This is a genomic window from Bryobacter aggregatus MPL3 (assembly GCF_000702445.1).
In the GTDB taxonomy this organism is placed as follows: domain Bacteria; phylum Acidobacteriota; class Terriglobia; order Bryobacterales; family Bryobacteraceae; genus Bryobacter; species Bryobacter aggregatus.
Map to the genome: position 1 here is coordinate 100110 of NZ_JNIF01000003.1, position 26863 is coordinate 126972.

The 26863-nt window shown below is 58.5% G+C and carries 26 protein-coding genes and 1 tRNA gene; 13 read left to right on the plus strand and 14 right to left on the minus strand.

From position 1 onward, the window contains the following. Positions 1-7: 7 nt before the first annotated feature. Together M017_RS29620 and M017_RS0100865 are read left to right on the plus strand one after the other, a co-directional pair. Complete coding sequence (locus M017_RS29620; protein WP_031495041.1) at positions 8-928, plus strand: TolB family protein; 921 nt, start codon at positions 8-10, stop codon at positions 926-928. Between the two features lie 108 nt (positions 929-1036). Further along, positions 1037-2599 carry a hypothetical protein gene (locus tag M017_RS0100865; protein ID WP_031495042.1) on the plus strand — a complete coding sequence of 521 codons (1563 nt, stop codon included), beginning with the start codon at positions 1037-1039 and terminating at the stop codon, positions 2597-2599. Between the two features lies 1 nt (position 2600). Here M017_RS0100865 and M017_RS0100870 read toward each other — a convergent pair whose 3' ends face one another. Then, positions 2601-3041, minus strand: a complete 441-nt coding sequence (locus tag M017_RS0100870) for an RrF2 family transcriptional regulator (protein WP_031495044.1) — start codon at positions 3039-3041, stop codon at positions 2601-2603. Positions 3042-3171: 130 nt separating this feature from the next. Here M017_RS0100870 and M017_RS0100875 point away from each other — a divergent pair, with 130 nt between their 5' ends. Next, positions 3172-3627 carry a group I truncated hemoglobin gene (locus tag M017_RS0100875; protein WP_031495046.1) on the plus strand — a complete coding sequence of 152 codons (456 nt, stop codon included), beginning with the start codon at positions 3172-3174 and terminating at the stop codon, positions 3625-3627. A gap of 139 nt (positions 3628-3766) precedes the next feature. Here M017_RS0100875 and M017_RS0100880 read toward each other — a convergent pair whose 3' ends face one another. Together M017_RS0100880 and M017_RS0100885 are read right to left on the minus strand one after the other, a co-directional pair. Beyond that, the gene (locus M017_RS0100880) at positions 3767-4387 is read right to left on the minus strand and encodes a trimeric intracellular cation channel family protein (RefSeq protein WP_031495048.1); all 621 of its coding nucleotides are present in this window, start codon (positions 4385-4387) and stop codon (positions 3767-3769) included. Between the two features lie 47 nt (positions 4388-4434). Next, entirely contained in the window at positions 4435-5700 is a 1266-nt protein-coding gene (locus M017_RS0100885; protein ID WP_031495050.1) for a M20 family metallopeptidase, read from the minus strand. A 280-nt stretch (positions 5701-5980) separates the two neighbouring features. Between M017_RS0100885 and M017_RS0100890 the strand changes: the two genes are divergently transcribed. The 5 genes from M017_RS0100890 (at position 5981) to M017_RS0100905 (ending at position 11851) form a co-directional block, all read left to right on the plus strand. Beyond that, positions 5981-6057, plus strand: a tRNA-Pro gene (locus tag M017_RS0100890). A gap of 137 nt (positions 6058-6194) precedes the next feature. After that, a complete protein-coding gene (locus tag M017_RS30520) occupies positions 6195-6443 on the plus strand; it encodes a DUF4236 domain-containing protein (protein WP_080507432.1) in 249 nt (82 codons plus the stop codon). A gap of 435 nt (positions 6444-6878) precedes the next feature. Beyond that, the gene (locus tag M017_RS0100895) at positions 6879-8195 is read left to right on the plus strand and encodes a J domain-containing protein (RefSeq protein WP_155121151.1); all 1317 of its coding nucleotides are present in this window, start codon (positions 6879-6881) and stop codon (positions 8193-8195) included. A gap of 519 nt (positions 8196-8714) precedes the next feature. After that, positions 8715-9785, plus strand: coding sequence for a DUF481 domain-containing protein (locus tag M017_RS0100900; RefSeq protein WP_031495052.1), 1071 nt, complete (start codon positions 8715-8717; stop codon positions 9783-9785). A 104-nt stretch (positions 9786-9889) separates the two neighbouring features. After that, entirely contained in the window at positions 9890-11851 is a 1962-nt protein-coding gene (locus M017_RS0100905; RefSeq protein WP_031495054.1) for a serine hydrolase, read from the plus strand. A gap of 7 nt (positions 11852-11858) precedes the next feature. Here M017_RS0100905 and M017_RS0100910 read toward each other — a convergent pair whose 3' ends face one another. Continuing rightward, the gene (locus M017_RS0100910; protein WP_051669396.1) at positions 11859-13073 is read right to left on the minus strand and encodes an aminotransferase class V-fold PLP-dependent enzyme; all 1215 of its coding nucleotides are present in this window, start codon (positions 13071-13073) and stop codon (positions 11859-11861) included. A gap of 703 nt (positions 13074-13776) precedes the next feature. On the opposite strand from M017_RS0100910, the gene M017_RS0100915 reads away from it, so the two are divergent. Then, complete coding sequence (locus M017_RS0100915) at positions 13777-14124, plus strand: hypothetical protein (RefSeq protein ID WP_031495057.1); 348 nt, start codon at positions 13777-13779, stop codon at positions 14122-14124. A gap of 501 nt (positions 14125-14625) precedes the next feature. Here M017_RS0100915 and M017_RS0100920 read toward each other — a convergent pair. From M017_RS0100920 to M017_RS30480, 4 genes are all read right to left on the minus strand, one after another. Next, on the minus strand, positions 14626-15294 hold the full coding sequence (locus M017_RS0100920) for a hypothetical protein (RefSeq protein ID WP_031495059.1): 669 nt from the start codon (positions 15292-15294) through the stop codon (positions 14626-14628). A gap of 116 nt (positions 15295-15410) precedes the next feature. Beyond that, positions 15411-16496 (minus strand): SGNH/GDSL hydrolase family protein, encoded by a 1086-nt coding sequence (locus M017_RS0100925; RefSeq protein ID WP_238325771.1) that lies wholly within the window; start codon positions 16494-16496, stop codon positions 15411-15413. Between the two features lie 32 nt (positions 16497-16528). Continuing rightward, the gene (locus tag M017_RS0100930; RefSeq protein ID WP_031495062.1) at positions 16529-16843 is read right to left on the minus strand and encodes a HigA family addiction module antitoxin; all 315 of its coding nucleotides are present in this window, start codon (positions 16841-16843) and stop codon (positions 16529-16531) included. Between the two features lie 42 nt (positions 16844-16885). Next, positions 16886-17326, minus strand: coding sequence for a type II toxin-antitoxin system RelE/ParE family toxin (locus tag M017_RS30480; RefSeq protein WP_337588904.1), 441 nt, complete (start codon positions 17324-17326; stop codon positions 16886-16888). On the opposite strand from M017_RS30480, the gene M017_RS0100940 reads away from it, so the two are divergent. Then, positions 17282-18145: a pirin family protein gene (locus M017_RS0100940; protein ID WP_031495065.1), complete on the plus strand. Its 864-nt coding sequence runs from the start codon at positions 17282-17284 to the stop codon at positions 18143-18145. The two genes, M017_RS30480 and M017_RS0100940, sit on opposite strands and share 45 nt — an antisense overlap. Here M017_RS0100940 and M017_RS0100945 read toward each other — a convergent pair. Further along, positions 18142-19011, minus strand: coding sequence for a pirin family protein (locus M017_RS0100945; protein WP_051669397.1), 870 nt, complete (start codon positions 19009-19011; stop codon positions 18142-18144). The two genes, M017_RS0100940 and M017_RS0100945, sit on opposite strands and share 4 nt — an antisense overlap. Before the next feature lie 109 nt (positions 19012-19120). Here M017_RS0100945 and M017_RS0100950 point away from each other — a divergent pair, with 109 nt between their 5' ends. Genes M017_RS0100950 through M017_RS0100960 form a run of 3 tightly spaced genes read left to right on the plus strand, consistent with a single transcriptional unit; the run spans position 19121 to position 20675 of the window. Next, positions 19121-19657 (plus strand): dihydrofolate reductase family protein, encoded by a 537-nt coding sequence (locus M017_RS0100950; RefSeq protein WP_031495069.1) that lies wholly within the window; start codon positions 19121-19123, stop codon positions 19655-19657. Further along, entirely contained in the window at positions 19654-20226 is a 573-nt protein-coding gene (locus tag M017_RS0100955) for a TetR/AcrR family transcriptional regulator (protein WP_031495071.1), read from the plus strand. The genes M017_RS0100950 and M017_RS0100955 overlap by 4 nt, the downstream gene beginning before the upstream one ends. Further along, positions 20223-20675, plus strand: a complete 453-nt coding sequence (locus M017_RS0100960; protein ID WP_031495073.1) for a DUF1801 domain-containing protein — start codon at positions 20223-20225, stop codon at positions 20673-20675. The genes M017_RS0100955 and M017_RS0100960 overlap by 4 nt, the downstream gene beginning before the upstream one ends. Here the strand turns inward: M017_RS0100960 and M017_RS0100965 are convergent, their stop codons facing one another. The 5 genes from M017_RS0100965 to M017_RS0100985 all read right to left on the minus strand — a co-directional run bounded on the left by M017_RS0100965 (position 20676) and on the right by M017_RS0100985 (position 26821). Then, on the minus strand, positions 20676-23327 hold the full coding sequence (locus tag M017_RS0100965) for an ABC transporter permease (RefSeq protein ID WP_051669398.1): 2652 nt from the start codon (positions 23325-23327) through the stop codon (positions 20676-20678). 13 nt (positions 23328-23340) lie between these two features. After that, complete coding sequence (locus M017_RS0100970) at positions 23341-23682, minus strand: PadR family transcriptional regulator (RefSeq protein ID WP_031495076.1); 342 nt, start codon at positions 23680-23682, stop codon at positions 23341-23343. Between the two features lie 265 nt (positions 23683-23947). Further along, positions 23948-24076, minus strand: coding sequence for a hypothetical protein (locus M017_RS30375; protein WP_272945382.1), 129 nt, complete (start codon positions 24074-24076; stop codon positions 23948-23950). Then, positions 24076-24327, minus strand: a complete 252-nt coding sequence (locus M017_RS0100980; protein WP_031495078.1) for a hypothetical protein — start codon at positions 24325-24327, stop codon at positions 24076-24078. The genes M017_RS30375 and M017_RS0100980 overlap by 1 nt, the downstream gene beginning before the upstream one ends. Positions 24328-24748: 421 nt before the next feature. Continuing rightward, positions 24749-26821 (minus strand): NHL domain-containing protein, encoded by a 2073-nt coding sequence (locus M017_RS0100985; protein WP_031495079.1) that lies wholly within the window; start codon positions 26819-26821, stop codon positions 24749-24751. Positions 26822-26863 lie beyond the last annotated feature (42 nt).

Below are 26863 nucleotides of genomic sequence, written 5' to 3' on the forward strand. Positions count from 1 at the left end.
GAGGGGAATGGGCCGCATTTCGTTTCTGCTCTCCATTGTCGTAACTGCCACAGCGATCGCGCAAGAAGGCCGGATTGTGTACACGAAGTTCGATGGGCTGCCTCCGTGGCACAGCGATCTTTATCGTATGAATGGCGATGGATCGGAACGTGTCGCGCTGACCCGGGACGGGCAGAGCCGGAACCCACGCTGGTCGCCAGATGGGAAACGGATTGTCTTTGTACAGTCGTTTGCGATGGATTCCTCTCAGCTGGTGGTGATGGATGCGGATGGGAAGAAGCGACAGGTGCTGGCGAGGATGTCCTGGATCGGAAGCGCGACCTGGTCGCCCGACGGAAGCAGTTTCGCCATGGTGGCACGGACGCCATCGCTGGCCACACTTTCGCAAGATCCGATCTGGTCTGGGTTGTATCTTTTGCCTGCTAACGGCAAGGGGAAGCTGCGACTGCTGTTTCCTTCTGTTGCCACAGCGTCCTGGTCGCCAGATGGGAAGAAGATCGCGTTTGCGAAGGAGGGGCCACGAGGGCAGTGGTCAGTTTGGGTTTCGCTTGCCGATGGGACGGGAGATCTGCGATTGACGGCGCCGGAACCGGATCTTGGAAATGTGGCCTGGTCGCCAGATGGGGCGTGGATCAGTGCGCAGACTGAGGGCAAGATTTTTGTGATTCGAGAGGATGGCAGGGGACGCAAAGCGGTGCCGATGCCGCGAGGCTGGTTGTGCAGGAGCACGGCCTGGACGCCGGATGCGAGGCATCTGGTGGCGAGTTGCTCAGCGGGCCCGGTGGGGTGCGGCGGCCCCTCGTCGACTGGCCAGATTCTGCCGCCTTGCGAGTTGCGATTGTTTCGCCTGCCGCTTGACGGGAAGAGCGCAGCTGTCCGGCTGGGTGATCCGCAGGCGAGGGAGGCAGATGTGAGCCTGCGGGAGTAGACGGGTTGGGTTTCGGAGCGGTTGGGAATCTGCTACGCTACGACTTTCTGTTGCAAGTGGATTGCAACTTTAATCGATCATCGCCAAGATCGCAGCTCCGAGGAAACTATGAAGAATCGCCTTCTGTTCGTGCTCTCTCTGCTTTGCGCTATCAGCCTCGCGCAGGCGCATTTTGTTTGGGTGTTATCTGAGGCAGGAGGGACCCGCGCGAAGGTGATCCTCAGTGAGGATCTGAAGACCACTGCAGAAGTGGATGTCGCACTCATTCAGGGCGCGAAACTTAGCGTTCGGGATGCGAAGGGGGTGGAGAACCCTTTGCAGCTCACCAAGGCGGGCGACTCGTATGTTGCGAGCCTGAGTGGGCACGGCCAGCGCGTGATTCATGGGGTGGTGAATCTGGGAGTGATGCAACGGGGGAATTCTCCGGAGCATGTTCTGATCTATTACCCGAAGGCGATTGTCGGCGATGCTTTTGATCCGTCGAGCCGGCTGGCAGCTGCGGTGCCGGTGGAACTGGTTCCGGTGCCAGCAACGGGCGGGTTGCAATTGCAGATGCTCGCGCTGGGTAAGCCGCTCGCCGATGCTGAGATCCAAGTGATTGAACCGGACGGAATGCAGCGGAAGATTCGCACCAATGCGCAGGGCTTGAGCGAGGTGTTGACCCAGAAGGGCCGCTATGGAGCGTGGTCCCGTTATTGGGAGACGAAGAGCGGCGAGCAGGACGGGAAGCAGTATGTACAGTTGCGGCATTACGCAACGCTGGTTTTTGATACGCCGCAGAATGTTGCGAAGCTCCCTTCCCTGCCCGAGGCGACTTCGAGCTTTGGCGCAGTGGTGAGCGAGGGCTGGTTGTATGTGTATGGCGGCCATATCTCACCGACACATTCCTATTCAACCGCTGCTGTGTCGGGGCAGTTTCATCGTTTGCAGCTGTCGCAACCGGAGACGTGGGAGAGGCTGGAGGCGGGTCCGGGACTGCAGGGGATGAATCTGGCGGCACATCAGGGGAAGATTTATCGCATCGGCGGGATGGAGCCACGCAATGCGCCGGGGACGCCTTCGGACCTCTATTCAACTGCCGATTGTGCTCGCTTTGATCCTGCAAAGAAGCGATGGGAGAGTTTGCCGCCGCTGCCGCAGCCACGCTCGTCGCATGACGTGGTGGTGATCGGGAATCAGTTGTATGTCGTAGGGGGATGGGAGCTGCAGGGGAAGGCCGGGCAGAAGTGGCCGCAGACGATGGAAGTGATGGATCTGTCGGCGAAAACGCTGGCCTGGAAGAGCGTGAAGCAGCCGTTTCTCCGCCGGGCATTGATTGCCGCGGCGCATGAGGGCAAGGTGTATGTAATGGGTGGCTTCACGGACCGGTCCAGCATTAGCGCCGAGGTGAATATTTATGATCCGAAGACGGGGGAGTGGAGCAAGGGTCCAGAGATGCCGGGAGGGAAAGAGGAAGCGTTTGCGCCAGCCGCTGTCGAGCATGGGCAACGCTTGTTTGTGAGCATTGCGAATGGGGCGCTGTATCGGCTGGGGAAGCAGTGGGAGAAAGTTGCGGAGACGACGCCGCGGATTGCGCATCGCATGGCTTCCGATGGGACACGGATTTATGTGATGGGTGGGGCTGAGAAGGGGAAGAATCTGGATTTGATCGAGGTCGTGACGATTCCGTAAATCAGGAGCGGGCCTTCTCGATTGCAATGAGCATGGGCTCGGGCTTGCGGAGCAGATCGGCGAGGGTCCATTGGTCGAGCTGTGTCAGGAAGGCTTCGGTCGCCCGGGAGAGCGCGCCGCGCAGCAGGCAGGGATCGTAGATGGGACAGGCGTCGCTTGTGGGGGACATGCAGGGGGCCATGTAGAAGTCTGGCTCCGTGACGCGGGCAATGGCGCCGAGCCGAATGGTTTCGGGGTCGCAGGCGAGTTCGAGACCACCGGAACGGCCACGATGGGTGCGGAGATAGCCGTGTGCGGCAAGGGTTTGGGCCACCTTATTGAGGTGTGTGGAAGAGAGTCCGAAGTCTTCGGCGATCTCGCCGACGGTGGTGAGGGCAGGCGCCCGGAGAGCCGCATGGATCAGCATGCGGTAAGCGTATTCGGAATGAAGAGAAAGACGCAACCAGACTCCAATTTAAAGTGGCATTTTAGTTGACAGTTTCATTTGCCAGATGAGATAACTGGTATTCTATATTCCACTTTAACGCTTCCGATGCGGCATTTGCAGACGCGGGGTGGAATTGGGTCCAGTTATGTATAACAAAACGTGGCGCGCCACTGGCGTCGCCTTGATCCTTAGTGCCAGTATGGCATTTTGTCTTTCGGCTGCAGATGGCGAGAAGTCGCTATATCAGAGATTGGGAGGAGAGCCTGCGGTGCGCGCCGTGGCGGGCGGACTTGTCGATGCTATTCTGGCCGACAATCGAGTGAACCGCTGGTTTGCCCATGCGGCTTCGAGTGCAGCCAATACCGCCGCCTATAAGGCCAAACTGGCGGATTTCATTTGTCAGAATACGGGCGGGCCTTGCAAGTATAAAGGGAGCGATATGGTGTCGGCTCATACGGGGCGGGCAGTGACCGGAGAAGCATTCGATGCCGTGGTGGAGGATCTGATTGGGGTGCTCAATCATCACAAGGTTCCGGCGAAGGAGAAGGCCGAGCTGCTGGGGATTCTGGGTCCGCTGAAGTCTTCGATCGTACAGAAATAAGAAGGATCGTCCTGCCTTGAGCGCAGGAGAGTCGATTCCAAAGTTTCTCGCCTCAAGGTCGTTTCCTCAATTCGACCTTGAGGCAACATTCTTCGCTTTTCCGCATGAGGGGCGGCGGATCATTTCAGGGAATTCTGCCTTATTGATGTCCTCCTCCGGCGGCAACCGGAAGCCTCCAGCGATACCGGATTGCCATAAAACGGAGACCAAAACAGAGCAGTGCGCCAATCGTCGCCGCGGCAGAGGACGGAAGATGTAACATCTGTCCGGTCACTACAACCGCAGCGCCAGCCAGAGCAGCAACGGCGTACAGGTCCGCGCGTAACACCACCGGAACCTCTGTGATGAGGATGTCACGCATCATGCCGCCGCCGACTCCCGTCAGCATCCCCAGCAGCGCCGCCGCGATCGGATCCAAATGATAGGCCAGGGCCTTTGTCGCGCCCGTGACAGCGAAAAGAGCCAAACCGGCAGCATCGAAGATCAGGACCGAGCTACTCAAACGATCCATCAACGGATAGCAATAGAAGGTCAGTAGCCCCGCTGGCAGCGAAACCGCAATATACCGCCAATCGCTGAGCGCTGCCACCGGAGTGGCCCCAATCATGATGTCGCGTGCGATTCCCCCCGCATTGGCTGCCGCGAAGGACAACACGAGCACGCCAAAGAGATCCAGCCTGTGCTTGACTCCAGCCATGCCTCCGCTGAGGGCAAATACGAAGGTGCCGCTGAGATCGAGGATGACTTGAAACGTGTCCATCCGGATTCCAAAGGGAAAAGGCTCCGCCATTCTTTTTCGCTAACGCCTTACTTTCCCAGCCAGGCCAGCGTGGCGACAACCAGAGTTTCGACGCCAACCTCCAGAGTGGGATGGAGGACCGGGGCGAAATACGGGCTGTGATTCGTTGGCAGTGCACCAAGCGTGCCAGCCTTCTCTGCCTTCGCGTACACGTCACGATCCACACCCCCAACGAACCAGAAGACCGACGGAACCTGCCACTCGGCTCCAAAACATCCAAAATCCTCGCTTGCCATCGTGGGATTGGTCTCCTCGACGCTATCGGCCGGAAAATGCGCGCGCAGCGCATCCCGCACTCGCCTGGCCGCATCCGGATCATTCTTTGTCAGGGAATAGTGGTCCAGTGGCGTGATCTCGGGCTTCCTCGGCGCACCTGAGGCCTCCGCTTCCGCATTCACAATCCTCTCGATGGCAGCAAGCACCAGCTTGCGCACGCCCTCATCGAAAGTGCGTACATTCAGCTTGATGATGGCCTCGTCCGGGATGACGTTTTCCTTTGTGCCTGCCTGTAAGACGCCGATCGTAACGACGGCGGACTCCGTGGGTGGTACTTCACGCGAGACAATGCCTTGCAGCCGCAGCACTGTTGCAGCGGCCATCACAACAGGATCGACGCTCGCCTCGGGCATGGAGCCGTGAGCGCCACGCCCGAATAATTTGATTTGCAGACTGTCCGCCGCTGAGGTCGTCACGCCGATGCGGCCGCCAATCACGCCAGCGGGCATGCACATCACATGCTGGCCGAGGATGACATCCGGCTTGGGGAATCGTTGGAACAGTCCATCGTCAATCATGGCCTGCGCGCCCTGGGCCGTCTCCTCCGCCGGTTGAAAGACGGCGAGCAGCGTTCCCTTCCAGGAATCGCGAGACTTCGCAAAGAGTCTGGCCGCACCGATCAGCCAGGTGACGTGCATGTCGTGACCACAGGCATGCATCACCGGCACACTCTTCCCATTGCTATCCGTCGTAGTGATCTTGCTGGCATAGGGGAGGCCGGTGGCTTCCAGAACCGGCAGCGCATCCATGTCGGCGCGGAGCATCACGGTGGGCCCCTCGCCGTTGCGCAGCAAACCAACGACGCCGGTCTTGCCAACTCCGGTGGTCACTTCATAGCCTGCGGTCCGCAAGTGGTCCGCGGCTAGGCCGGCTGTCCTCTTCTCCTGCATCGAGAGTTCGGGATGAGAATGGATGTCTTGATAGATCATCTCCAGTTCTGCAAGCAAGCCATCGAGATTTGCCAGTACGGGATCGGACAGCGGGGATTTTACAACCATTGCTCGGCACACCTCACACAAATGAGAGTAAACGTCGACCGGAGCTATTATTGCACTCCTCGACCTTCCGCCGCGCTCTCACAGACGCGCCGTTACGCTCGCCCAGAGCGAAACGGCCAGGCCCGCAGCAGGTCAGAAGACGCCAAAGACAATCTGGCATGCAACATTAGGGTCCAACTGATGGGAGTTTGACACAGACTGAGCCATTTGATGCCAATTTGGTGGGGCTAGCGGTATCGGAAATTTAGAAAGTGGTTTAAAATCAAAGAACCAGCAAAGTCGGGGCGTAGCGCAGCCTGGTAGCGCACCTGCCTTGGGCGCAGGGGGTCGCGAGTTCGAATCCCGCCGCCCCGACCAATTCCTGAACTTACAACACCTAAGCTCAAAATGAAGGCTTGCTAGAGCCTCCGAATCGAGTTTTTAGGCAATCCGTCGAAAACCCCTCTTCCCCTGTACCGGTGCGCGCGGAAACACAATGTGATATCCCGTACACCATGAGTTTTGGTTTCCGCAAGAGTTTCAGCTCCGGTCCGTTTCGGATGACGTTCTCGAAATCGGGCATCAGTCTCTCAGCAGGCGCTGGAGGCACGCGCCTCACGGCAGGGCCGCGCGGTACACACGTCTCCTTCTCAAAGGGAGGCTTTTCCTACCGGACGCGCGTGGACACACCAGGGCGGAACCCCATAGCTTCGCAGCCCACGCCGAGGCAACAGGAACCAACTGAACGCCCTGCCCGTCAGTAGAAGCGCCCACTGTGGTTCCCACCCCCGAGATCTTCGGTGATATTCCGGCGGGATGCTGTCGTCGACGCAATGAACCGGCGGATTCATCGACGGAACTACGCGCTACCTGCTGGCGTTGTCGTTTCCGGCGGGTTACTCGCAGCCTCCGCGCCCTGGCTGGTTGTTGCCGTGGTTGGTCTCTTCGTAACGATTCTCGTTGCGCTACAGCATAGCCGGTCCAGGTACAGCACCCTCTTGTATGGTGGCGAGGAAGAAACGACTCAACGGCTCGCGGCCGTCCACAGGGCAATCGCCGGTTTGCGCTCCGCTGATTCTCTGTGGTCAATCCGAGAGGTGAATCACGCAAATGGACTCACTGCGCACCCTCCGACCTTGGGCCGGTTAAGAATTGACGGCAACGTTTCGCCTTTGCCGAAATACCTTCGGACAAATATCGTGCCCGCAACCCTGCAACTGAGCGACGGCACTCTTTACTTCTTTCCCGACCAGCTTTTCATTTGGCATGCTGGCCGGTTCGCCGCAATCGATTACCACGATCTCAAACTGCGATTCAGGCGCATTCATTTTCTGGAGCGAGAGAGACAGCCGCCGGATGCAATCGTCAAAAGCCAAATGCGGCGCTCCCCCTCGGGAGGCAGCACAATCCCGGTGCTCTACTACGGTCTTGTGGAGCTTGCCGCCTCCGGCCTGGAGGTGCGGTTGATGACATCGCGCGTTGAAAGCGCTGAAGAGTTCGTGGCCCAAATGCAGGCGGTAACGGGCAGCCCGGAACCGGCTGGAACGGCAGACGAAAAGGAGGCGCTTTACACGAATTTCGACGCATGTGTACCGCTCTTCTACAACTTGGACCCATCAGGCTTCAGACGGCTCCAGGCTCTTCGCGAGGCGTTCTCGATTATTGAGCAGTGCGATTGCGTCTGGCGGTATGTGGGTGAAGAGCGCGCAGAAGATTGGAAGCGCAACGCAGGAGCCGGGGCACTAATTACCCGATCCCGGATATCTCCGGCGCTTGTAGATCAATCTGCAGAGTTCGATTCAAACGTGGCATTTGGCTTCTCCTTCGGAGGCCCGATTCTCTTTCTACTTCCGGACGGCGTTGTGCTTCGGACTGGAGAGCACTACCAGTCCCTTGGAAAAAACCTTGAGGTGAACGCGAGCAAAACGAACTTTCGAGAGGAAGAGTTTTCCCCGAGAGATGCGCAGGTGATCGGTCGAACGTGGCGCTACGTGAATCAGTCTGGCGGTCCCGACCGCCGCTTCAACCACAACCACCAGATTCCGATACACCTCTACGGACAACTAGAGATTCGCTGTGGCAGATGGAGAATCCGGCTCTGTTTGTCGCGCGCTGATGCGGCGGCTGAGTTCGCAACGGCACTCCAGTCCGCAATGAAAGACCAGTCCCATGAGACTCACACAGATCGGGCCGAGGCACCGCCGCCCAAGACCGCGACGCCACCAACAAGTTTCACTTCAGCGCTCTCGAAATTGGGTCTCCAACCCGGAGCGTCCTTCGAGGAAGCCTCAGCCGCGTACAAGAACATGGCGGCGCAGAGTCATCCTGACAAAGTAGCGCACATGGCTCCAGAGTTCCGGGAGCTTGCCGAGCGGAAGATGCGTGAGTTGAATGCCGCATTCGAACAAATTCGGGGGGGGTTACAAGCAGCGCTGATACGGTATCAAAACAAATTGGGGCCAGGGCGGTGCATTCGAATCCCGTCGCCCCGACCGAGTCTCCGTTTGTTCGTATGACTCAGCTCTGCCGGCTATTCCCGTTTGCTCTTGGATGCTGGGGTGGCTATGCACAGTGGTGAGGCCTGATCCGTTGGATCACGAATGAGGATTCCTTGCAAAGACGATTCCCGAAAGGGATGAGAGGGTCAATCCGTTCCAAGAAGGACTTGCCGCCGTCCACTTTGATGGAAAACAGCTCTTCGGACGCAATTTCTCGATCGCAACGCGTTTGCGTCAGGTTTGGCTCACTTATCTCAATCACGATGGGAAAGTCGCGTACGAATATTCCACGCGTCAATGATTTGTATCGCCTTTGTGGCCCAAATTGGGCACGCGTGACGCTGTCCTTTTGAGCTTGGTGTGTCGCTATTTATGTTGTTGAAACATTTTTGCGACGTAAGAATCTTCAGGTAGCGTGTCTTTCTGTGCTCGCTCTGTTGCGCGCGGTGAAAGCGATTGTATTTATTTTTTCGGGAATCTCTTTCTAGCGGTCGAATTTCCATTTGCGACCCGGGTTCCGGACTCAGGAGTTTGAAGATGTTACATCTGCTGAAAGCAGTTTATGGGAAGCAGGGGGCAAGCCGGAAAGGTGCGCTGATCCTGGCATTTACGACGGCGCTTTGCGCAGATCAGGTGGTACTCAAAAATGGCGACCGGGTGACAGGTAGTATCGTCAAGAAGGACGCGAAAGAAATCACAATCAAGACCGATAAGTTCGGATTAGTAACGACGGCGTGGGATGAGGTGGCCTCCATTATCGCGGACAAGCCGCTCACCGTTGTGCTGCCAGACAAGACGGTTTCAGGAACGCTGCGGGAAGAAAACGGCAGAGTACAGATTGCGACGGGTACCGGGACAGTGACCGTGGCGCCGGCAGACATTACGGCGCTGCGTGACGCCGACGAGCAGAAGGCGTTTCAACGCCTGGATCATCCGGGCTGGCTTCAATTGTGGGCGGGCACGGCCACAATTGGCTTTGCGGGCACGGCCGGCAACGCGCGGACCAGCACTTTTACGACCGCGGTGACAGCCGCACGCGCCACCCGCACAGATAAGACCTCGATCTACTTCAATACGATTCGCGCCTCTGCATTCGTGAATGGGCAAAACTCTGACACGGCAGAAGCTGTTCGTGGGGGTGTGGGGTACTCACGAAACATCCGGCCGCGAGTGTTTTTAAATGTCTTCAATGACTATGAATACGATCGTTTTCAGAATCTCGATCTGCGCGCTGTCTTTGGCGGCGGCATCGGATTCCATGCGATCAAGACGGATCGGATGATGTTGGATCTGCTGGGGGGCGCCGATTACAATTACTCGAAGTTCAGCACTTTTACCCGAAATAATGCGGAACTCTATTGGGGCGACGACTTCACTTATAAGCTCAAGGGATCGACTTCGATCGTGCAGTCCTACCGCATGTTTAACGATCTGAATTCCCTCGGCGACTACCGTGTCAATTTCGATATCGGAATGACAACGAAGATTGCGAAATGGTTGAACTGGAATGTGTCCTTCAGCGATCGCTATCTGACCAATCCGGCACCAGGGCGCAAGACAAATGATCTGCTATACACAACGGGATTGGGCGTGAACTTCGCACACTAACTGTGGTGCATCTAGCGTTGATCTCCAAGCCGGAAGATGAAATCTTCCGGCTTCTTTGCAGAGAGACAATCGATCCGATTTGATTTCGGCTAAGCTCTTTCAAGATGAAACAACTTTTCGCTTTGTTTCTACTCCCAGCCTTTGCTGCTTCACAGGCACCAGCGGAGTTCGATACTTGTCCGGCAGCGGTCCAAGAGTTGGCCGGGACGCTGCGCACCCAACAAGGCCTCGATGGGATCCAGATTGCTTATGCCACCAATGGGAGATTGGCTTGTGCCGGGGCTCTGGGATATGCAGATGCGTCGACACAACGGGCGATGACTTCAGGAACCCTACTCCGGGTGGGGAGTATCTCGAAAACGATCACCGCCATGGCGATTCTGAAGCTGTATGAGGATGGAAAACTTGGACTCGATGACAAGCTGGTGCAGCATCTGCGGGATCTGATTCCGGCTGCGGGTGTGGGGGATGCCCGCTGGAATGCAGTGACCATTCGGCAGATGTTACAGCATTCGATGGGGTGGGACCGGGCGATCGGGGGAGAGCCGGCGCAGAACAGCATCGCGATCTCAAAAGCCTTGGGCATTCGGGGACCGGCGACGACAAGCGATGTTGCGCGCTGGATTCTACAGCAGAAGTTGCATTTTGATCCCGGGACCAAGGGGAGCTATACGGGAGTGGCCTATGGGCTGCTGTCGCTGCTTGTCGAACGCGCGGGTGGGCTGCCGTATGAGCAGTATGTCTTAGAGAAGGTGCTGGAGCCGATGGGGATTCGGACGTCGATGCGGGTGGGACGAACCTTGCCGGAAGGCCGCCTCTATCCGGAGGATGCACGTGCCGCCGAGGGTGTTTATCGCAGCGATCCTTCGTTGGGCTTGGCGGTGAACGTCTTTCCTTATTTGACGAACCCGGCGCCACGGCCTTATGGGGAGTGGTATCAGGAGGGGCTGGAGGGTTCGGGAGGATGGGTGGCGACGGCGCCGGCATTGGTGCGGTTCATTGACCGAGTGTTTGGACGGAGCGGGATTCCGGCATTTTTCAAGGCAGCAACGCTGGCAGAGTTGCAGGCGAGGCCGGGCTATGAGAGTGCGAGTGCAACAGACTGGTATGGATTGGGGTGGCAGGTGATTCCGGTGGCGGCCGGATATCGTTATCGATTTGCCGGAGAGTTGCGGGGGACGCTTTCGGAAGTTTATTACTTGCCGAACGGCGTTAGCTTTGCCTATATCGTGAATTCGACGCCGGCCGATCCGAATGCGGGGACGGCAGTGTCGACTGCCGCTTTTCCGGTGCTGTCACAGCAAGCAGCGCAGGCTGGGGACTTGTTTGCGAGTGCAAAGTATAGTGATGGGGCGATCGGGAGTCCGCGGGTTCGGGCGCAGCGGGGAGTGGTTCATGGGGCTTCGTTTGAAGCAGGGGTGACGCCAGGATCCTGGGTGACGATTCTGGGTTGGAATCTGGCCACAACGACGCGGTTGTGGACGGGAGCCGATTTTCAGGAGGATCGGTTGCCGACGGTGCTCGATGGGGTGGAAGTGAAGATCAACGGAAAGGCGGCCGCTGTCTATTACATCAGCCCGACCCAGATCAATGCGCAGGTTCCGGAGTTGGCTGTAACGGGGACAGCGACGCTGCAGGTGATTCGGAATGGGGTGGCGAGCCAGCCGGAGCCGATGGAGATTCGCGCAAGTTCACCGGAGTTCTTTCGCTATGCAGCGGGAGGCCTGAACTTTGTTGCGGCCGTGCATCTCAATGGAAGCGTAGTGGCCGATCCGGCACTGATTCCAGGGCTGCGTGCGGCGCAGGCGGGAGAGACATTGCAGATCTTTGGAACTGGCTTTGCAGTGGCACCTGCCGGACAGGTGGTGACGAGCGTTGTGCCCGTCGCGGAGACAGTGATTCGCGTGGGGAACCAAGCGGCGCGGGTGAGCTTTAGCGGACTGGTGGGGACGGGACTGTTTCAGGCGAACCTGACCGTGCCAACACTGCCGCCGGGAGATTATCCGGTGAGCTTGTCCGTGGGAGGAGTGGGGAGTTTGGCGTTGGGGGTTTTGCCGGTGAGGTAGAGAAGCGCTAGGACTTGGCGATCGCTTCGATCGCGCGGCCGAAGCGATCGATGTCTTCGAGCGAGGAATAGACGTTTGGACTGACGCGGATGCAATCGAATTCATTCGGCTGGGTGCGGGCACGGACGTGGATCTTGTACTTGCGGTATAGCGTGTCTGTGATTGCAGGCCCAGTGAGTCCGTCGATGCTGAGCGCGCCGATGCCGCAGGATTGTTCGGGGGTATCGGCGTTGAGGAGTTTGACGCGGGGGATATTGCGGACCGCTGCTTCCCAGCGGCGCCGGAGGTAGCGTAGCCGCTCCTGCTTGCGGTGCGCGCCGATGGCACGGTGGAAGGCGAGCGCGTCAGCAATCGCGTTGCGCATTGCGACCGGTTGGGTGCCGAAGCTGTCGAACTTGCGAATGCTGTTGGCCATGCCGGCCGGGGTTCCGACGAGCGGCCAGACCTTGGGGATGTGTTCCCGGCGGACATAGAGGAAGCCGGTGCCGAGCGGCGCGGTGAGCCATTTGTGGAGGCTGGTGGCGTAGAAATCGCAATCGATGTCGTCGCGCTTGAAGACGAGGTGGGCGAAGCCGTGTGCTCCGTCAACGATGGTCAGAATGCCACGCTTGCGGGCTTCGCGACAGATCTCGGCGAGGGGAAAGATTTGCCCCGTGGTGTAGGTCATGTGCGAGACGAGGATCGCTTTGGTGCGCGGGGTGACGTTGGCGAAGAAAAGTTCGGTGAGTTGTTTGGGAGACTTGGGCGGCGTGGGGTAGGAGAACTTCTTGACGACGATGCCATCGCGCGCCGCGCGGCGCTCAAGGCTGAAGAACATGCTGGGGTAGTCCTGAGTAGTGGTGACGACTTCGTCGCCTTTTTGGAAGTCGAGACCGAGGAGGATGGTGTGGAGGCCTTCGCTGGTGTTGCGGGTGAGGGCAAGTTCATCGGAGCCACAGCCGAATTCGCGGGCCAACTCTTCGCGGATGATTTCAGCCTCGGGAGCGAGGAGGTCTTCGACGTAGCGCGAAGGCGACATGTTGGTCATGGTCCAATAGCGCTCCATCGATTCCTGCACGATTTTGGGGGCCGGAGAGACGGTTCCGTTGTTGAAGTTGAGCAGGTTGCGATCGAGGGTGAAGGCGAGGCGGGTGGAGGTCCAGAAGTCTTCGTTGGAGGCGACTTGCTCGGGAGTTTGGGCCTGGAGGGCTGTGGTGAGAGCAAGGAGAGTGCGCCGGGTCATTGCTTTAGTTTCGCGCAGTGGAAACCACCGTCACGCGCCGTAACTCTTGCCATGACATCCCTCTACCCAAAGTACCGACATACCGTGGCCTTCATATACCACAAGATACTGTTAACTCAACACACTTCACCTCAAGTCCTTCACCTTTTACTTGAATTCAATACGAATCCGGCCTAGGATCTAAGTGACAGCCAGATGACATGAACAATTATCTCCATTTGGCGAATGCTGGATGCTGACTCTACCGAAATCAAAGGACATTCAAATACTCAAAGGATATGTATCTACATTTTTCATATGTTGCACTATTTCCAATTTATCGATGATCAATGCACTAGCTAACCAAACAAATATGATTCAGATCAACTACACGGGCGACTCAAGACTCTCCATACTAACCGGAGACTCGATAGCGGCCACTCTCGAGAGAGCATCGGGAACCAACCCTGTACCCGATAATGCAAAGCGCCTATCTTTTGTTATCGTCAACAACAATAATCTTCCTGTCATTGCGATGACAATCAGATGGACATGGACAGACGCAAATGGTAGACCCCGAACACACGATCAACGAAGCGATTCCCTCTTCCTTACATCTTCGCCAGTACTAAACTCATATCAGCAACTAGTGGTACTTCCGGGAGCATTTGCAACTGATGCTCCCTCAGGATTAGGAATACAAGGCCTACCTCTCCAAGACACGATGAATCAGTTCAAGGGCGGCTCCTCGATCATTGCCACAATTGATAGCGTACTATTCAGCAATGGATCTGTGATTGGCCTTGACAAAAGTATGATGATCAAGAGCTTGAGCATTCGTCGAACTATAGCATCCGAACTAGTCGGAGCTATCGAGAATGCGGCCAGGCTTGGCAAGGGGGCGAATGAGGCGTCAGAATCTTACGGGCGTTCTTTTGCCGGCATGGGTGATATCGAGGAGCAGCGCTGGCGTGCCAGATTGGTGCAACTTGTGAAGAATAGAAAAACTGGAGTTCAACAACTCCTTAACACGCTCAAGAACCTACCTGCCATTCCAACTGAGTCTCACTAGAATTGAAGAACAAAACTATATTACTACGATCACTACTTTTCTGCCTTCTATCTGATTCCGCCATCAGTCAAAATTGGTGGTAACTTATTTTATATTCCTGCACGCCTAACAGCTGCAACATGTTTCTAACAGGCATCAATACGGCCTCGGTGTATATCAACGGAACATGTGGCGGAGCCTTTGAGGTTCGGGCAGGAGCGTCTGTCTCTTCTACTTGTTCGAATGCACTCATTGATGCCGAGGCCTATACCTATAGTTATCGTTCAGCTGTCTATACCAGTCGTGGCTGGGTATACCGTTGGATTGAAGGCGTCCAAGCTTCCGCTAATTTCAACTGGAGAGCCACTCGTCCATGCAGGCCAGCTTCCAGTGAGTTGGTAAAACTCAAGAGCAAGAAAGTACGACGATCCAGGGGGGCGCAGTTCTTCCACCTTCATGGGGTGGCAATATCGGTTGGTGGGGCATGAGTGCATGTCCCTTCCTTCGGTTGATCTTAGTCTTTCAGAGAGCAAGGGAGGGGTGACGATGAAAAGGGAGGGCCGCAACGGCAACCAGAGAAAGAGTAGCGGGCTCTGGAACCTGGGAGGGATCGCTGGATCCGGCGGTCTGAAACTCTATATCGTCGATGGCGATTTGGTCCCATTCCCCAGCCAGCACGAAGGACTTTGCAATGCCGTCAAAGGAAATGGATATTTTTTCGAAGGGGCAGTATCCTGCACCCAAGCAGGCTGAGGTGGAACTACCATCGGCCGTTCCAGCCAGCACTAAGGTTTTCAGCAGTGTGCCGGTTCCGTTCAGGCCACTCCAGAGTTCAACGCTGTTGCGTGCCCAAGTAGGATTTGTATAGAAGAATGATAATGTCGTTTCGAATCCAGCGGCCACGTTCATGAACATTGGACTGCCAGACGCTGTCATCGCAGTGAACCCAGATCCCGCTTCGCAAACTTCCCCCTTCGAGGCCTCTGTGCAATTGACACCTGCCGTATTGAGGCAAATTGCGAGGGCCGAAGAAAATGAAACTCCGTAATCCACGCCGAGGGCGTTATTACTGGCTCTGCCTCCGTTGTAGTATTCGCCTACACTCGCAAATCCTGCATCCGCGGCATGAGCTTGGATGCCCTCGAAGTTTATTTTGATGGTGGCTGCCTGGGAAAGAGAAGCAGCAAGCAAGAGGGAAAAGCGGACCGTAACGCTTTCAGGACCTAGGCGCGCAATCTCGATTGCAGAAAGATTTCTGCCTCGGACGCCACCGGGTTGCCGCCTACGGCGTGTTTTCGTCGAAGAGATTATTTCAGGATTTTGCGGAGTGCTTTCTCGAACTCTTTCGCTTGGCGCATGAAGCCGAGATCGGTGGGGTGGGAGCCGTCGATGGTCGCTTCTCCGTCGTGACCTAAGAGATCGTCGGCCTTCAGGTAGTGGAGGTTCGGGATCTTTTCGGCTTTCATCTTTGCGTAGACTTCGCGCATCGCGGCGTGGTTTGTTTCATTGCGCTCGAGACGAGACTTGTTGAAGATGTTGTCGTCGTAGTTGCGGTCTTCGACCAAGAGAATCGGCGTGGTGGGGTGGGCGGCGCGAAGGGTCTTGACACAATTTGCAGCGTCCTTGTGGATGTCCTTGGCGGTCATGTTCGGGAGACAGTCGAGGATGAAGACCGCGGGGTCCAGTTCGGCAAGGAACTTTGTCACTTCCGGCTCCATTTTGCCATTGCCCGAGAAGCCGAGGTTGATGATTTCGCGATCGAAGACGCGGCCGAGGATGGCCGGGTGGGTCATGCCGGGACGGGAAGCCGAGATGCCGTGGGTGATGGAGGTTGCATAGAAGGCGATCGGCTTTTTGCCTGCGGGACGGGCGGCGCCGGGGGAGATGGCCGCGCCTTTGCTGACACCGATTTCAAGCGAGCTGACACCATTGCGCAGGGGCAGGTAGATCGCGTATTCGCGCTGGCCCGGAGGGAGAGCGCTTGAGAGGACGTCTTGATTGTCCGGAAATTTGGTGGGCTTGCCGATGCTGAGCCAGTGCCACTTTCCAGCGTCGGTCTTGGCGTAGACGTCAAGACCGCTTGAGGCAACCGCTGTGATGGTAGGAGCGGCGAGGTTTTTATTGGTGAGGGTCCAGCGGGCGTGGAGGATTCCGGTATTGGAGGTGAAGCGGACGAGGACGCCGGAGGAGTCGCGACTGAGATCCCAGACCGCTTGCCGGACGACGCCTTCGGCGCGCAGCGGGAGGCGGTCATAGGGAGACTTCAGGTCCTTGAAGCCGAGGCCTTCGACGGTGAACTTTTTGGCGTCGTGCCAGTCGAGATCGGGGGCAGTTTGGGCAAGAAGAGGAGCGGCGAGGAGAGTCGAGAATTGACGACGGTTGATACGGGACACCGTTCTAGTAGATCAGAGATTCGGGGGCTTCCTCAATGTCGGGATACCGGGTGTGAAGGGGGAACCTCAACTCGCCGGGGGAGTCGCTGGATCGTCTTGCCAAGTTGCTGGCGGGCCAAGTCGAGCTCATAGGCAGATTGGAGGTTCATCCAAAAGTTGGGTGAGGTGCCAAAATACTGCGCGAGGCGAAGGGCAGTGTCGGCCGTAAGATTTCGCTTGCCCGCGACGATCTGGTAGAGCCGATTGGGCGGAACTTCGATCAGGTCAGCTAATTTTTTCGCGGACATGGCGAGTGATTCCAGTTCATCGGCGAGAATCTCTCCGGGATGAATCGGGTTCCGTGTCATACGTTCTCAATCCCAGCGCCCACGAGGGGCGCGATCTTTCATTTAGTGATAGTCCACAATTTCAACGTTGAGTGGCCCTAGTTCGCCCTTGGGCCACTCGAAGCAAATCCACCACTTGTCATGGATGCGAATCGAGTGCTCTCCGTTGCGGTCTCCACTCAAGGCTTCCAGTCGGTTGGAGTTGAGCGCCGCAAGGTCGCCGAGAGAGGTTGCGGCATCGAGGATTCGCAATCGCTTCTCCGCCTGTTGCCGAAATGTCTCCCATGATCGAACCATCTCACCTGTGGCAAAACGCTCCGTGGTTTTATCACGATAAGCTCCGATCATCGTCTTCCAGTACCAATATGGACGGTTGACGTCACACGTACAAAAATACTGTGACTTGCGTGCGATTGCGAGGCTGTGCATCGATTTGGGAGAGATCGCATCTAAAGTTTTATGAGCAAGAAAGTGTTGGGCGTCTATGGCGCTGGCTCGAATCATTGGGTTGGCGATGGGTTTCCGGTGCGGAATCTGATTCCTTCTTCTGGTGTGGGAGATGCGATCAATCCGTTTTTGATGCTGGACTATGCGGGGCCAGCAACTTTTCCTCCGTCAAACAAAGCGCGCGGCGTCGAGGAACATCCACATCGCGGCTTTGAGACTGTCACTATTGCTTATCAGGGTTCCGTCGATCATCGGGATTCCGGCGGAAACAAGGGGACCATTCATCCCGGAGATGTGCAGTGGATGACCGCGGCCTCCGGTGTGGTGCATGAAGAGAAACATGGCCAGGCGTTTACCGAAGCCGGTGGCACCTTTGAGATGGTGCAGCTTTGGGTGAATCTGCCGAAGGCCTGGAAGATGTCGCCTCCGAAGTATCAGGAGATTTTGAATGCGAAGATTCCGGTTGTCGCATTGGGCGATGGCGCGAGCGCGCGGGTGATCGCGGGAGAGCTACTCGGCACCAAAGGCGCGGCGACTACCTTTACTCCGATCAATGTGTTTGACATGAAGCTACTCTCGGGAAGCACGGCCACAGTCCCTCTGCCTGTGGGCCATAACAGCAGTGTCGTGTTGCTTCGCGGCGAGGTCACTGTGAATGGCAAGGTGCTGCAAGGCGAGGCGCAGATTGCGCTGCTGAGTCCGCAGGGAGACAGCGTCACGATTGCGGCTCAGGCAGAGAGTACGTTGTTGATTCTGAGTGGGGAACCCATTGATGAGCCCGTGGCGAGTTATGGTCCCTTTGTGATGAATACTCGCGAGGAACTGGTGCAGGCGATGGAGGACTTCCGCGCCGGGAAGATGGGACGGCTTCCCTAATCGCGGGGGAGCACTCGCCCGAGCAGATCTGGGGCTGACAGACGCGGCCCATCATAGCCTGGAACTTCGCCGAAGCGTTCGCGCAAGTCCCAGGCTTTTTTTGCGGCTTCAATCTCTTCAGAAGTGCGGGCGACGAAGTTCCACCACATGACGATGCGTTCGCCGAAGGGGGCGCCACCGATGAGGATCAGCTTCGCGCCTCCGATGGTGGCGAGGCTGAGTTGGGTGCTGCCGGGTTCGAGGTAATAGAGACTGCCTTCTGTGAGGGGGCCGTCCTTGAAGCTCGCGTCCCCGTGAACCAGGAGGAGACCGTACTCAAAGGCCGCCTCGAGCGGGAGTTCGATCTCGGAATGGGGATGGATGCGGAGATCGATGCCGGTGGCCGGACTGTAGAGCGTTCCTTGAGATGGGCCACCGAGGATGTGCGTGAGAGTACCGCCCGGGACTTCGAGACGGGGTTGCTGCTCGATGCATTGGTAGTGCGGGGCGAGATCGCGCGCCGCTTGCGGGAGTGCGACCCAGAACTGAATGCCTTCGAGTTGTCCGGAGTTCTTGCGCGGCGTTTGTTCGGTGTGAGCGATTCCCCGCCCTGCCGTCATGAGGCTGAGTTGGCCAGGGCGAATGAGGCATTCGCTGCCGAGGCTGTCGTTGTGGAGGACTTCTCCGGAGTGCAGCCAGGTGACGGTTTGGAGTCCGATGTGGGGATGCGGGGCAACATCCATTGGTTTGCCTTCTGCAAAGCTGAGCGGGCCGTAGCGATCGAAGAAACACCAGGGGCCAATTAGCCGCCGCCCGCGGACTGGCAGCAAGCGTTGGACAGCGAGTGCGCCCACTTGCGCGGCGTGGTGAGGAAGAAGGATACTCACGGTCCTTCCAGGATAGTGGAAGCCTGGGGCGGGATCGCTGTAGCGCAGCCGTGCCTTGTGTTCGATCCATCTTTAAGTAAAATATACAAGGTATAAATAAAAACGCCCAATGATCACCGCACACGTTTTCATCGCCATCAGTTTGGATGGATTCATCGCCCGCCTCGATGGCGACATCGACTGGCTTTTGCAGCGCGATGATCCGACGGAGGACCATGGCTATGCCGCCTTCATTGCCGACATAGACATGATCGTGATGGGTCGGGGGAGCTATGAGAAGGTTCTGACCTTCGACACATGGCCCTATCTGTTGCCAGTGCTGGTGCTGTCCGAACAACTGGCCGATGGACCGGTGCCCGAGGCGCTTGAGGGCAAGGTTCAGTTCTCCAACAGTACACCCAAGGAGACGATGAAGAAACTGGCAGGGCAGAAGGTGCGGCGGGTTTATGTCGATGGAGGGCAACTCGTGCAGTCCTTCCTGCGCGATGGGCTGATTGCCGACATGGTGATCACCACCGTTCCGGTGTTGATCGGGTCGGGAAGGCCGCTGTTCGGTGCGCTCACACAGGACATTGATTTGAAACTGGTATCTAGCTGTCGCTTTCCTTCGGGGCTGGTGCAATCCACCTATCGACTGGCCGCATGAGCCGACCGCGTGGACGTCCGACCCACGGGAATGGTGTAACTCGTGACGACATCCTGACTGCGGCGCTGACTCTGTTAGATGAAGGCGGCGGACAAGGGTTGACGATGCGCGCTCTTGCCATTCGGCTGGGTGTCACCCCGATGAGTCTTTACCACCATGTCAAAGACCGCGCCGGGCTACTGCGAGCCCTATCGGATCGGGTCCATGCCGAGGTGCTGGAGGATAGGGGTGGGCTCGTAGACCCTCGGGCAGAAGTTCGGGCGATTCTGATTCGCTATTACGAGGCCGTCAGCCGTCACTCACAACTGACGCTGGCCATCTTTGCCACGCCTGAAGCCTTTGCCGGGGTGACTCGCCAGATCACCGAACGCCTGACTGCACTGCTGGCAGAGATCACGACCGAGCCCCACTTGTGGCGCGACATTCTGGTTGACCATGCCCATGGCAGCGGCCTGTCTCTTGCCTCGGCGCACGGCGATCCAGGGCTGCAAGAACAGTATCGCCAGGCCCTCGATCGATTGCTGCGTGTTTGCGACGATTGTGAGGAGGAGGGGAGACCACGAAGATGACCAGCACGGCGAAGACAGTTGCGGAGTATCTGGAGTCCTTAACGCCCGAGCGGCGCGAGGCGATCTCGGCGGTGCGGGATTTGATTCTCGAAAATATCGATCCTGCTTTTGAAGAGGGCATGTCTTACGGGATGATCGGTTATTGGGTGCCGCATCGCTTGTATCCGGCGGGCTATCATTGCAATCCGTCGCAGCCGCTGCCCTTTGCCAATCTTGCTTCGCAGAAGAACTATATGTCCTTGTATCTCATGTCGTTGTACCTGGGAGAAGACCCGGAATGGTTTGAGCGTGAGTGGGCGAAATCGGGCAAGAAGAAACTTGATCGGGGTAAGTGTTGCCTTCGCTTCAAGAAGCTGGCGGATCTCGATCTGGGAATTGCCGGCGAGGCCATCCGGCGGATGACGGCCCAGCAGTATATCGCCTGCTATGAAGCGAGCCGGAAGAAGTAACTATTCTTCGCGCAGCGCGGACATCGGATCGAGACGCGCGGCGCGGCGGGCGGGGATGAAAGCCGCAAGCGCCGCGACGACGGCCAGCAACAACGCCGTGAGCGCGTAGGTTTGGGGATCGTCCGGGGTGACGTTGAAGAGCAGCGTCTTCACATAGCGGGAGAGGGCGAGCGAGCCCAGCACGCCGACGATGAGGCCGAAGACCAGCAGCAGCGCGGTGTCTTTGAGGACCAGCCAAACAAGGGCCGATTGGCGGGCACCGAGCGCCGTGCGGATGCCAAGCTCCGCCTTGCGCTGGGTGACCGCGTAGGAGGTGAGGCCAAAGACTCCGATGATCGATAGCAGCAGAGCGATGGCGCCGAAGAACATCGAGAGTTGCGCGACGGCGCGCGGCTGCGTGAGGGATTCGCTCACGCGACTCTCGAAGCTGTGGAACTCGAGCGCGAGATCGGGCGCTGCCGCAACAATTGCGGCACGGAGTGCGGGGATTTGTGCGTTGAGATCCCGGTCGGTACGGATGTGAAAGTGGGCCGAAGCGGACGGCGCCGCGTCTTGCGCCGCAGTCAGGTAGCCGACAGGACGCGGCGCTTCATCGATGCGATTGTATTTGCTATCGCGAGCGACACCGATGACCTGGTAGGGCACTTTGCGGATGCTGATGGTTTTGCCGAGCGGGTTTGCGTTGGGGAAGAACTTGCGGGCCGCCGTCTCATTCAGGATGATGACAAGGTTCGAGGCCAGGGTGTCGCGATCGTTGAAATCGCGGCCGTGGAGGATGGGCGTGCGGAGCGTTTCGAAGTAACCCGGCGACAGACGGTTGAAGAAAATGGCGCTGTCGCGGCGGCTTTTGGGGACATAGCCTTCGGGCTCTGTCGCCTCGAGCCAGCCCGCGGGACCGATGGGCGCGAGCAGCGAGGTGGCGGCGGAACGGACTCCCGGTTCGGATCGGAGACGATCGAGAATGTCTGCGATGACGCGACCCCGGCGCAGCGGCGCAATTGAATTATCGCGGAACTTTGCGCTGACGAGCACGACGTTCTGCGGGAGGAAGCCGGTGTCGACCGCGAGCAGATTGCGGAAGGTGGACAAGAAGAGCCCGGTGCCGATGAGCAGGATGAGCGACAGGGCGAGTTGAAACGCGAGGAGAGCTTTGCGGAGATCAAAGCGCGACGCACCACGGATGGCGCCTTTCTCATTTTCTTTGAGGACACGGCTGACCGAGAAGCGCGTGGAACGGAGCGCGGGCGCGAGACCGAAGAGGAGCGCCGTCGCCAGGCTCAGCAGGGCGGCAAAGCCCAGCAGGCGGGCGTCCGGAGTGACATTCAGTTCGAGCGGGTTGCCCGCCGTTGAGATCAAGCGGACGAGTCCCCGGCTGCCCCAGATGGCGAAGAAGAAGCCGAGCGCAGTGCCGGCAGAGGCGAGGATTAGACTCTCGGTCATCAGTTGGCGCACGATGCGGAAGCGCCCGGCACCGATCGCCATGCGAACAGACAGCTCCCGCTGCCGGGCGCTGGAGCGGGCGAGCAGAAGATTCGCAATGTTTGCGCAGGCGATGAGGAGCAACAGAGCAACGGTGGCCATGAGCACGTAGAGCGCGGTCCTGTAGCGGGTGCGGGTGGGCGAGAAGCCCAGCGCAGCGGGCTTGAGGAGGAACTTCGCATGGGCGAGGTCTTCAGCGGTTTGATTCGGACGGCTGAGGCGAAAGACTTCGGGGGCGATGGTGGCCAGTTGGTCTTTGGCTTGCGCCATGCTAACCCCGGGAGCGAGACGACCGAGGATGCGGAGCCACCAGCGGAAAACTTCGTCTTCCGGCTTGCGGGAAGGATCGAAGACAGAGACGGCGCCGATCGGAATCGCGACCTGATACTGGTGATCGATATCGAGCCCAGTGAACCAGGGCGGCGTGACGCCGACGATGGCCGCCGGCTGCCGGTTCAGGTTGACCGTCTTGCCGAGCACGTCGGGGGAACCGAGGAACTGGCTTTGCCAGAAGGCGTAGCTGATGACGGCGACCGGCGGTTTGCCCCATCGATCGTCAGCGGCTTCAATGCCACGGCCGATGTACATGGGAACGCCCAGTGCTTCAAAAGCGCCGCCACTCACCCACATGCCCTGGACGAGGCGGGTGTCGCTGGTGCTTGAGAGATCGAAACGGTCTGGGGCGTAGGCGAGCATACGCGAGAAGACTTGCTGGTCGGCACGGAGGTTCTGCCAGAAGGGAAGATTCAGTTCATCGTCGGCTTCGCTGGTTTGGACCTGCACGAGTGCCTGCGGATCCTCAAGGGGGAGCGAGCGGAAGAGAACGGTATCGACGAGGCTGAAGATGGCGGTGTTGGCGCCAATGCCGAGGGCGAGGGTGAGGATGGCGGTCCAGGTGAAGCTGGGGTTTGCGGCGAGCGCGCGGATGCCGTAGCGGATGTCCTGGCTGAGGGTATCGACGAAGGTGGAGGTGAAGGCGCCGCGGCTCGATTCCTGAACGAGAGTGGTGTTGCCGAAGCGCTGCCGGGCGTGGGCACGGGCTTGCTCGGGGGATTCGCCGTTGGCCATGTGCTGCTCGGTGCGCAAGTCGATGTGGAGGCGCATCTCTTCGGCGAGATCGTCTTCGAGAGGCTGTTTGGTGATGCGGCGCCAGATTTCGGTGAGCCAGTTCATGGGTTGCTCCTTGTTAGGCCAGTTGCAGGATTTTTTGGATGGCGCCGCTCACGCGCTGGTATTGGCTGAGTTCGGCGTCGAGACGCTGGCGGCCGTCCTCGGTCAGTTTGTAGTAGCGGGCGCGGCGGTTGCCTGCAGTGACGCCCCATTGGGCAGTGACCCAGCCTTTGACGAGCATGCGCTGGAGGGCGGGATAGAGAGAGCCTTCTTCGACGCGGAGGATTTCTTCCGAGACTTGCTCGATGTGATTCGCAATCTCAAAACCATGCAGTTCGCCGTGACGGGCGAGCATTTTGAGGATCAGCATGTAGAGGGTGCCGGGAGGGATCTCGTCGCGGGTGAGGCTCTCTTGCATAGTTAGACTATGTCAGCGGATTGGGATTTCGTCAACCGGGTGGGGAGGATTGTGGGGATGAGGCGGCGGGGTGCCGTATTTGCCAGTCTGCGCCAGCGAAGAGGCCTCCTTCGCTCGAGCGCAAGATAGATACACCAGCCAAGCCTGACTAGAAGCATCGCAAACAATTTAGCCGGGGGCACTGGATTCACCGGCCAGGGTAACGCTTCGACCCGATTCCAACGGGTTCCCCATATCTGCGACTACGAAGGAATCTGGATCTTCCTCACCAGCTTCCCAGCCCTCCCAGGACGGTTCCCAGTTCGCGAGTCTCAGACAGGCTCTGTTCCAGAGAGAACAAGGAACGGGCCTTGCCGCACACACCGTCCACCTTGTGAGCACTCCGATTGTCCATCACCACTCCATCTCCGGGTTGCATACGACAGGAAGATCTCTCCGGCGGTGGCCGCTTCGATCGTCATCAAGGCCACCCACCCAGAGCTGCGGATCGCGCAAAGCGTCCGTAGCCACGCCACTTTCGTCCAGAAAGATCAGCTTCTCCGGGTCGACTAGGCGGACTCGTTCCCTCCATTGGAGCCGCCGGATTGACCTTCGAAGGTAGCCCGACGGCTCCATCTCTTGCAGCACCACTCCCAGCCGCGCCACGCTTGCTTCCACAGCGCCGTTGGATTTGACCAGCGTTCAGTCAGACTGTTCGCCCATCCACCGGCCCATCGGATGGCGGATCTCCGGCGTCAGTTTGCTCGCAGGACCGCGCTGGCCTCCCCGGCCGGGTTCACTTCTCGACCCATGCGGCTCTCCCGAAACTTTGTGCCAGCTTTTCCAGGCTCCCTCGCCCCGCTGGTAGCTTCGGGGAATTTACTCCGCAAGTCGTCCGGGTATAGGCTGCCACCGACAGTTCCACCAGAGCCTGGCAGTTCGTTGCGGAAGCGAGAGTGCCCTCTGCTGGAGCGCATTCCTCCTTGGCAAAAGGAACGACACGGATTGAGTGTGAGTTGATCCAGAGGATTCTCGCCAGCAATAAAAAAGCGCCGCTTCGGAGTATCGAAGCGGCGCCATGGATTGCTTATTGAATCCGGCTGAGCAGTTTGATTTGCCCTTCGCTGCGGACCGCGTAGAGCAAAGTACCGTCTGGGTTCCAGAGGAGGCAATCGGCATCAAAGAGAGGCTCGTTCAGGAAGGTGACGGTTTCGTCGTCTGCCTGCGAACGGTAGCCGGTGAGGATGGTGAGGATTCCATCGGAGGAGATCCGGGTGAGGCGGCGGGATTCGGAGATGTAGATGTTATCGCCAGAATCAACCGCGAGCCCTTCCATGGGAGCGAAGCCGGTTTGCTTCGAGGAATCGCCCGTGATGTCGGCGTAGCTAAAGGGAAGTCCGTTGCCAACGACGGTGGTGATGTTGCCGTTGGTGAGCAGCTTGCGGATGCGGCGGTTGCCACGATCGGCAATCAGGATGTTGCCTTGGGAATCGTAAGCGAGATCACCGGGGTTGTTGAGCTGCGCCGCGGTGGCGGCGGCACCGTCGCCGCTGAAGCCTGCGCCCTTGCCACCTGCGAGCACGGTGGCGACGCCGGTGGAGAGGTTTAAGCGCATGACGCGGTGGCTGCCGGCTTCCGAATAGATGAGACGATCGCTCGAATCAAAGAGCAGGCCGCTGGGGCTGTTGAGATTCGCCCGGGCGGTTTTGAGGATGCCAGCCGGGGTGAGTACGCGGATCTTGGTGGCTTCGGCAATGTAGATTTCTCCGTTGCCGCGCTCGGCGATGCGGACGGGGTTGTCGAGAGTGGCCTCGAGCGCCGGGCCACCGTCGCCTTTGGCGAAACCAGCCGGGAAGGCCGTGCCTGCCAGTGCGGTGAGGGTGCCATCGGTGTTCTGGCGGAGGAGACGATTGGCGCCGGTGTCGAGAACCAGCAGCGAGCCATCGTGGGCGCGGAGGATGCCGCGCGGCTGGAGCAGCAAGAGCGGCTTATCGGCAGGGTAGTTGTCCGGCTGGGGCCAGGTGCCGGCAAAGACGCTCATCTGGATGCCCTGGAGACGGTAGACGTGATAAGCAGAGGGCGAGGCGACGAGCAGGCCCTGGGTGGGGGATTGGAAGAGGACGCTTGCGTCGTTGACCGGGAAGTCGAGGGGATTCACCGGCTCCGCGTTGCCTGCCTTGCCGTTGCCGATGATTGGGACGAGGCGGTTCTCGTTGATGTTGTAGCGCAGGACGCGGTAGGCGCGGGGCAGCGCGATCATGATCGATTTCGAGTTGCGGTCGTAGATCACTGAGCTGGGGCGCTCGATGGGAGTCTTGGCGCTTCCGTTGTAGGTGGAGCCGGAAGTGGCGCAGGCAGCGGTGCCGATGTAGGTGTCAATGTAGCCGGTGGGATCGATGCGGCGAACACGGCAGTTGCCACTGTCGCCGATGTAGAGATAGCCTTCGCCGTCGGCGGCAAGACCGATAGGACTGGAGAGGGTGGCCTGCGTCGCGAGGCCGCTGTCGCCGGAATAGCTGGACTGGCGGAGGCCAGCAATGGTTTCGACCTTATTGTCGGAGGTCAGCCGACGGAGGATGTGCAGGCTGGTTTCTGTCCAGGTGAGGCGGCCGGAGCTGTCATAGACCATCGCGCCGACGGTGCCGAGGCTGGTTTCATAGGATCTGCCGTCTTTGTCGGCATTGTTGCCGAGACCGCCGAAGCCACCGCCGCCCGTGTTGCCAGCGCAGGCACCGGAACCGGCGAGGTCGGCGATTTTGCCGTCGACGGTGACCTTGCGGATGCGGCAGTAGGCATTGTCAAAGAAGATGAGCCCGCCGTCGCCGTCCAGGAGCAGTGAGGTGGGAGAGCCGATGTCGGTTTTGAGCGCGTCGTGGCCGCTGCGTCCGTCTGCCCGATCCCCAGTGCCGGCAAAACGTTCGATGATGCCATTGGGACGGATGCGCCGGATGACCGAGGCATTCGCCTCCGAAACGTAGACATTGCCGTTTACGTCTTCTGCTATACCAGAGGGCGCATTGAGAAGCGCCTCTCGAGCGAGTCCGCCATCGCCGCGAGAACTGGAACCGAGGTAGGGGCTGGTCTTGTATTTGGCGCTGGGAACGATGACCTGAGCCGTCAGGGAGATGAGGAGAATATTAAAGAAGGCGAGATACCGCATAGAGACTTTCCGGTGAGACGCGGGCCAGCGGTGGTCCGTGAG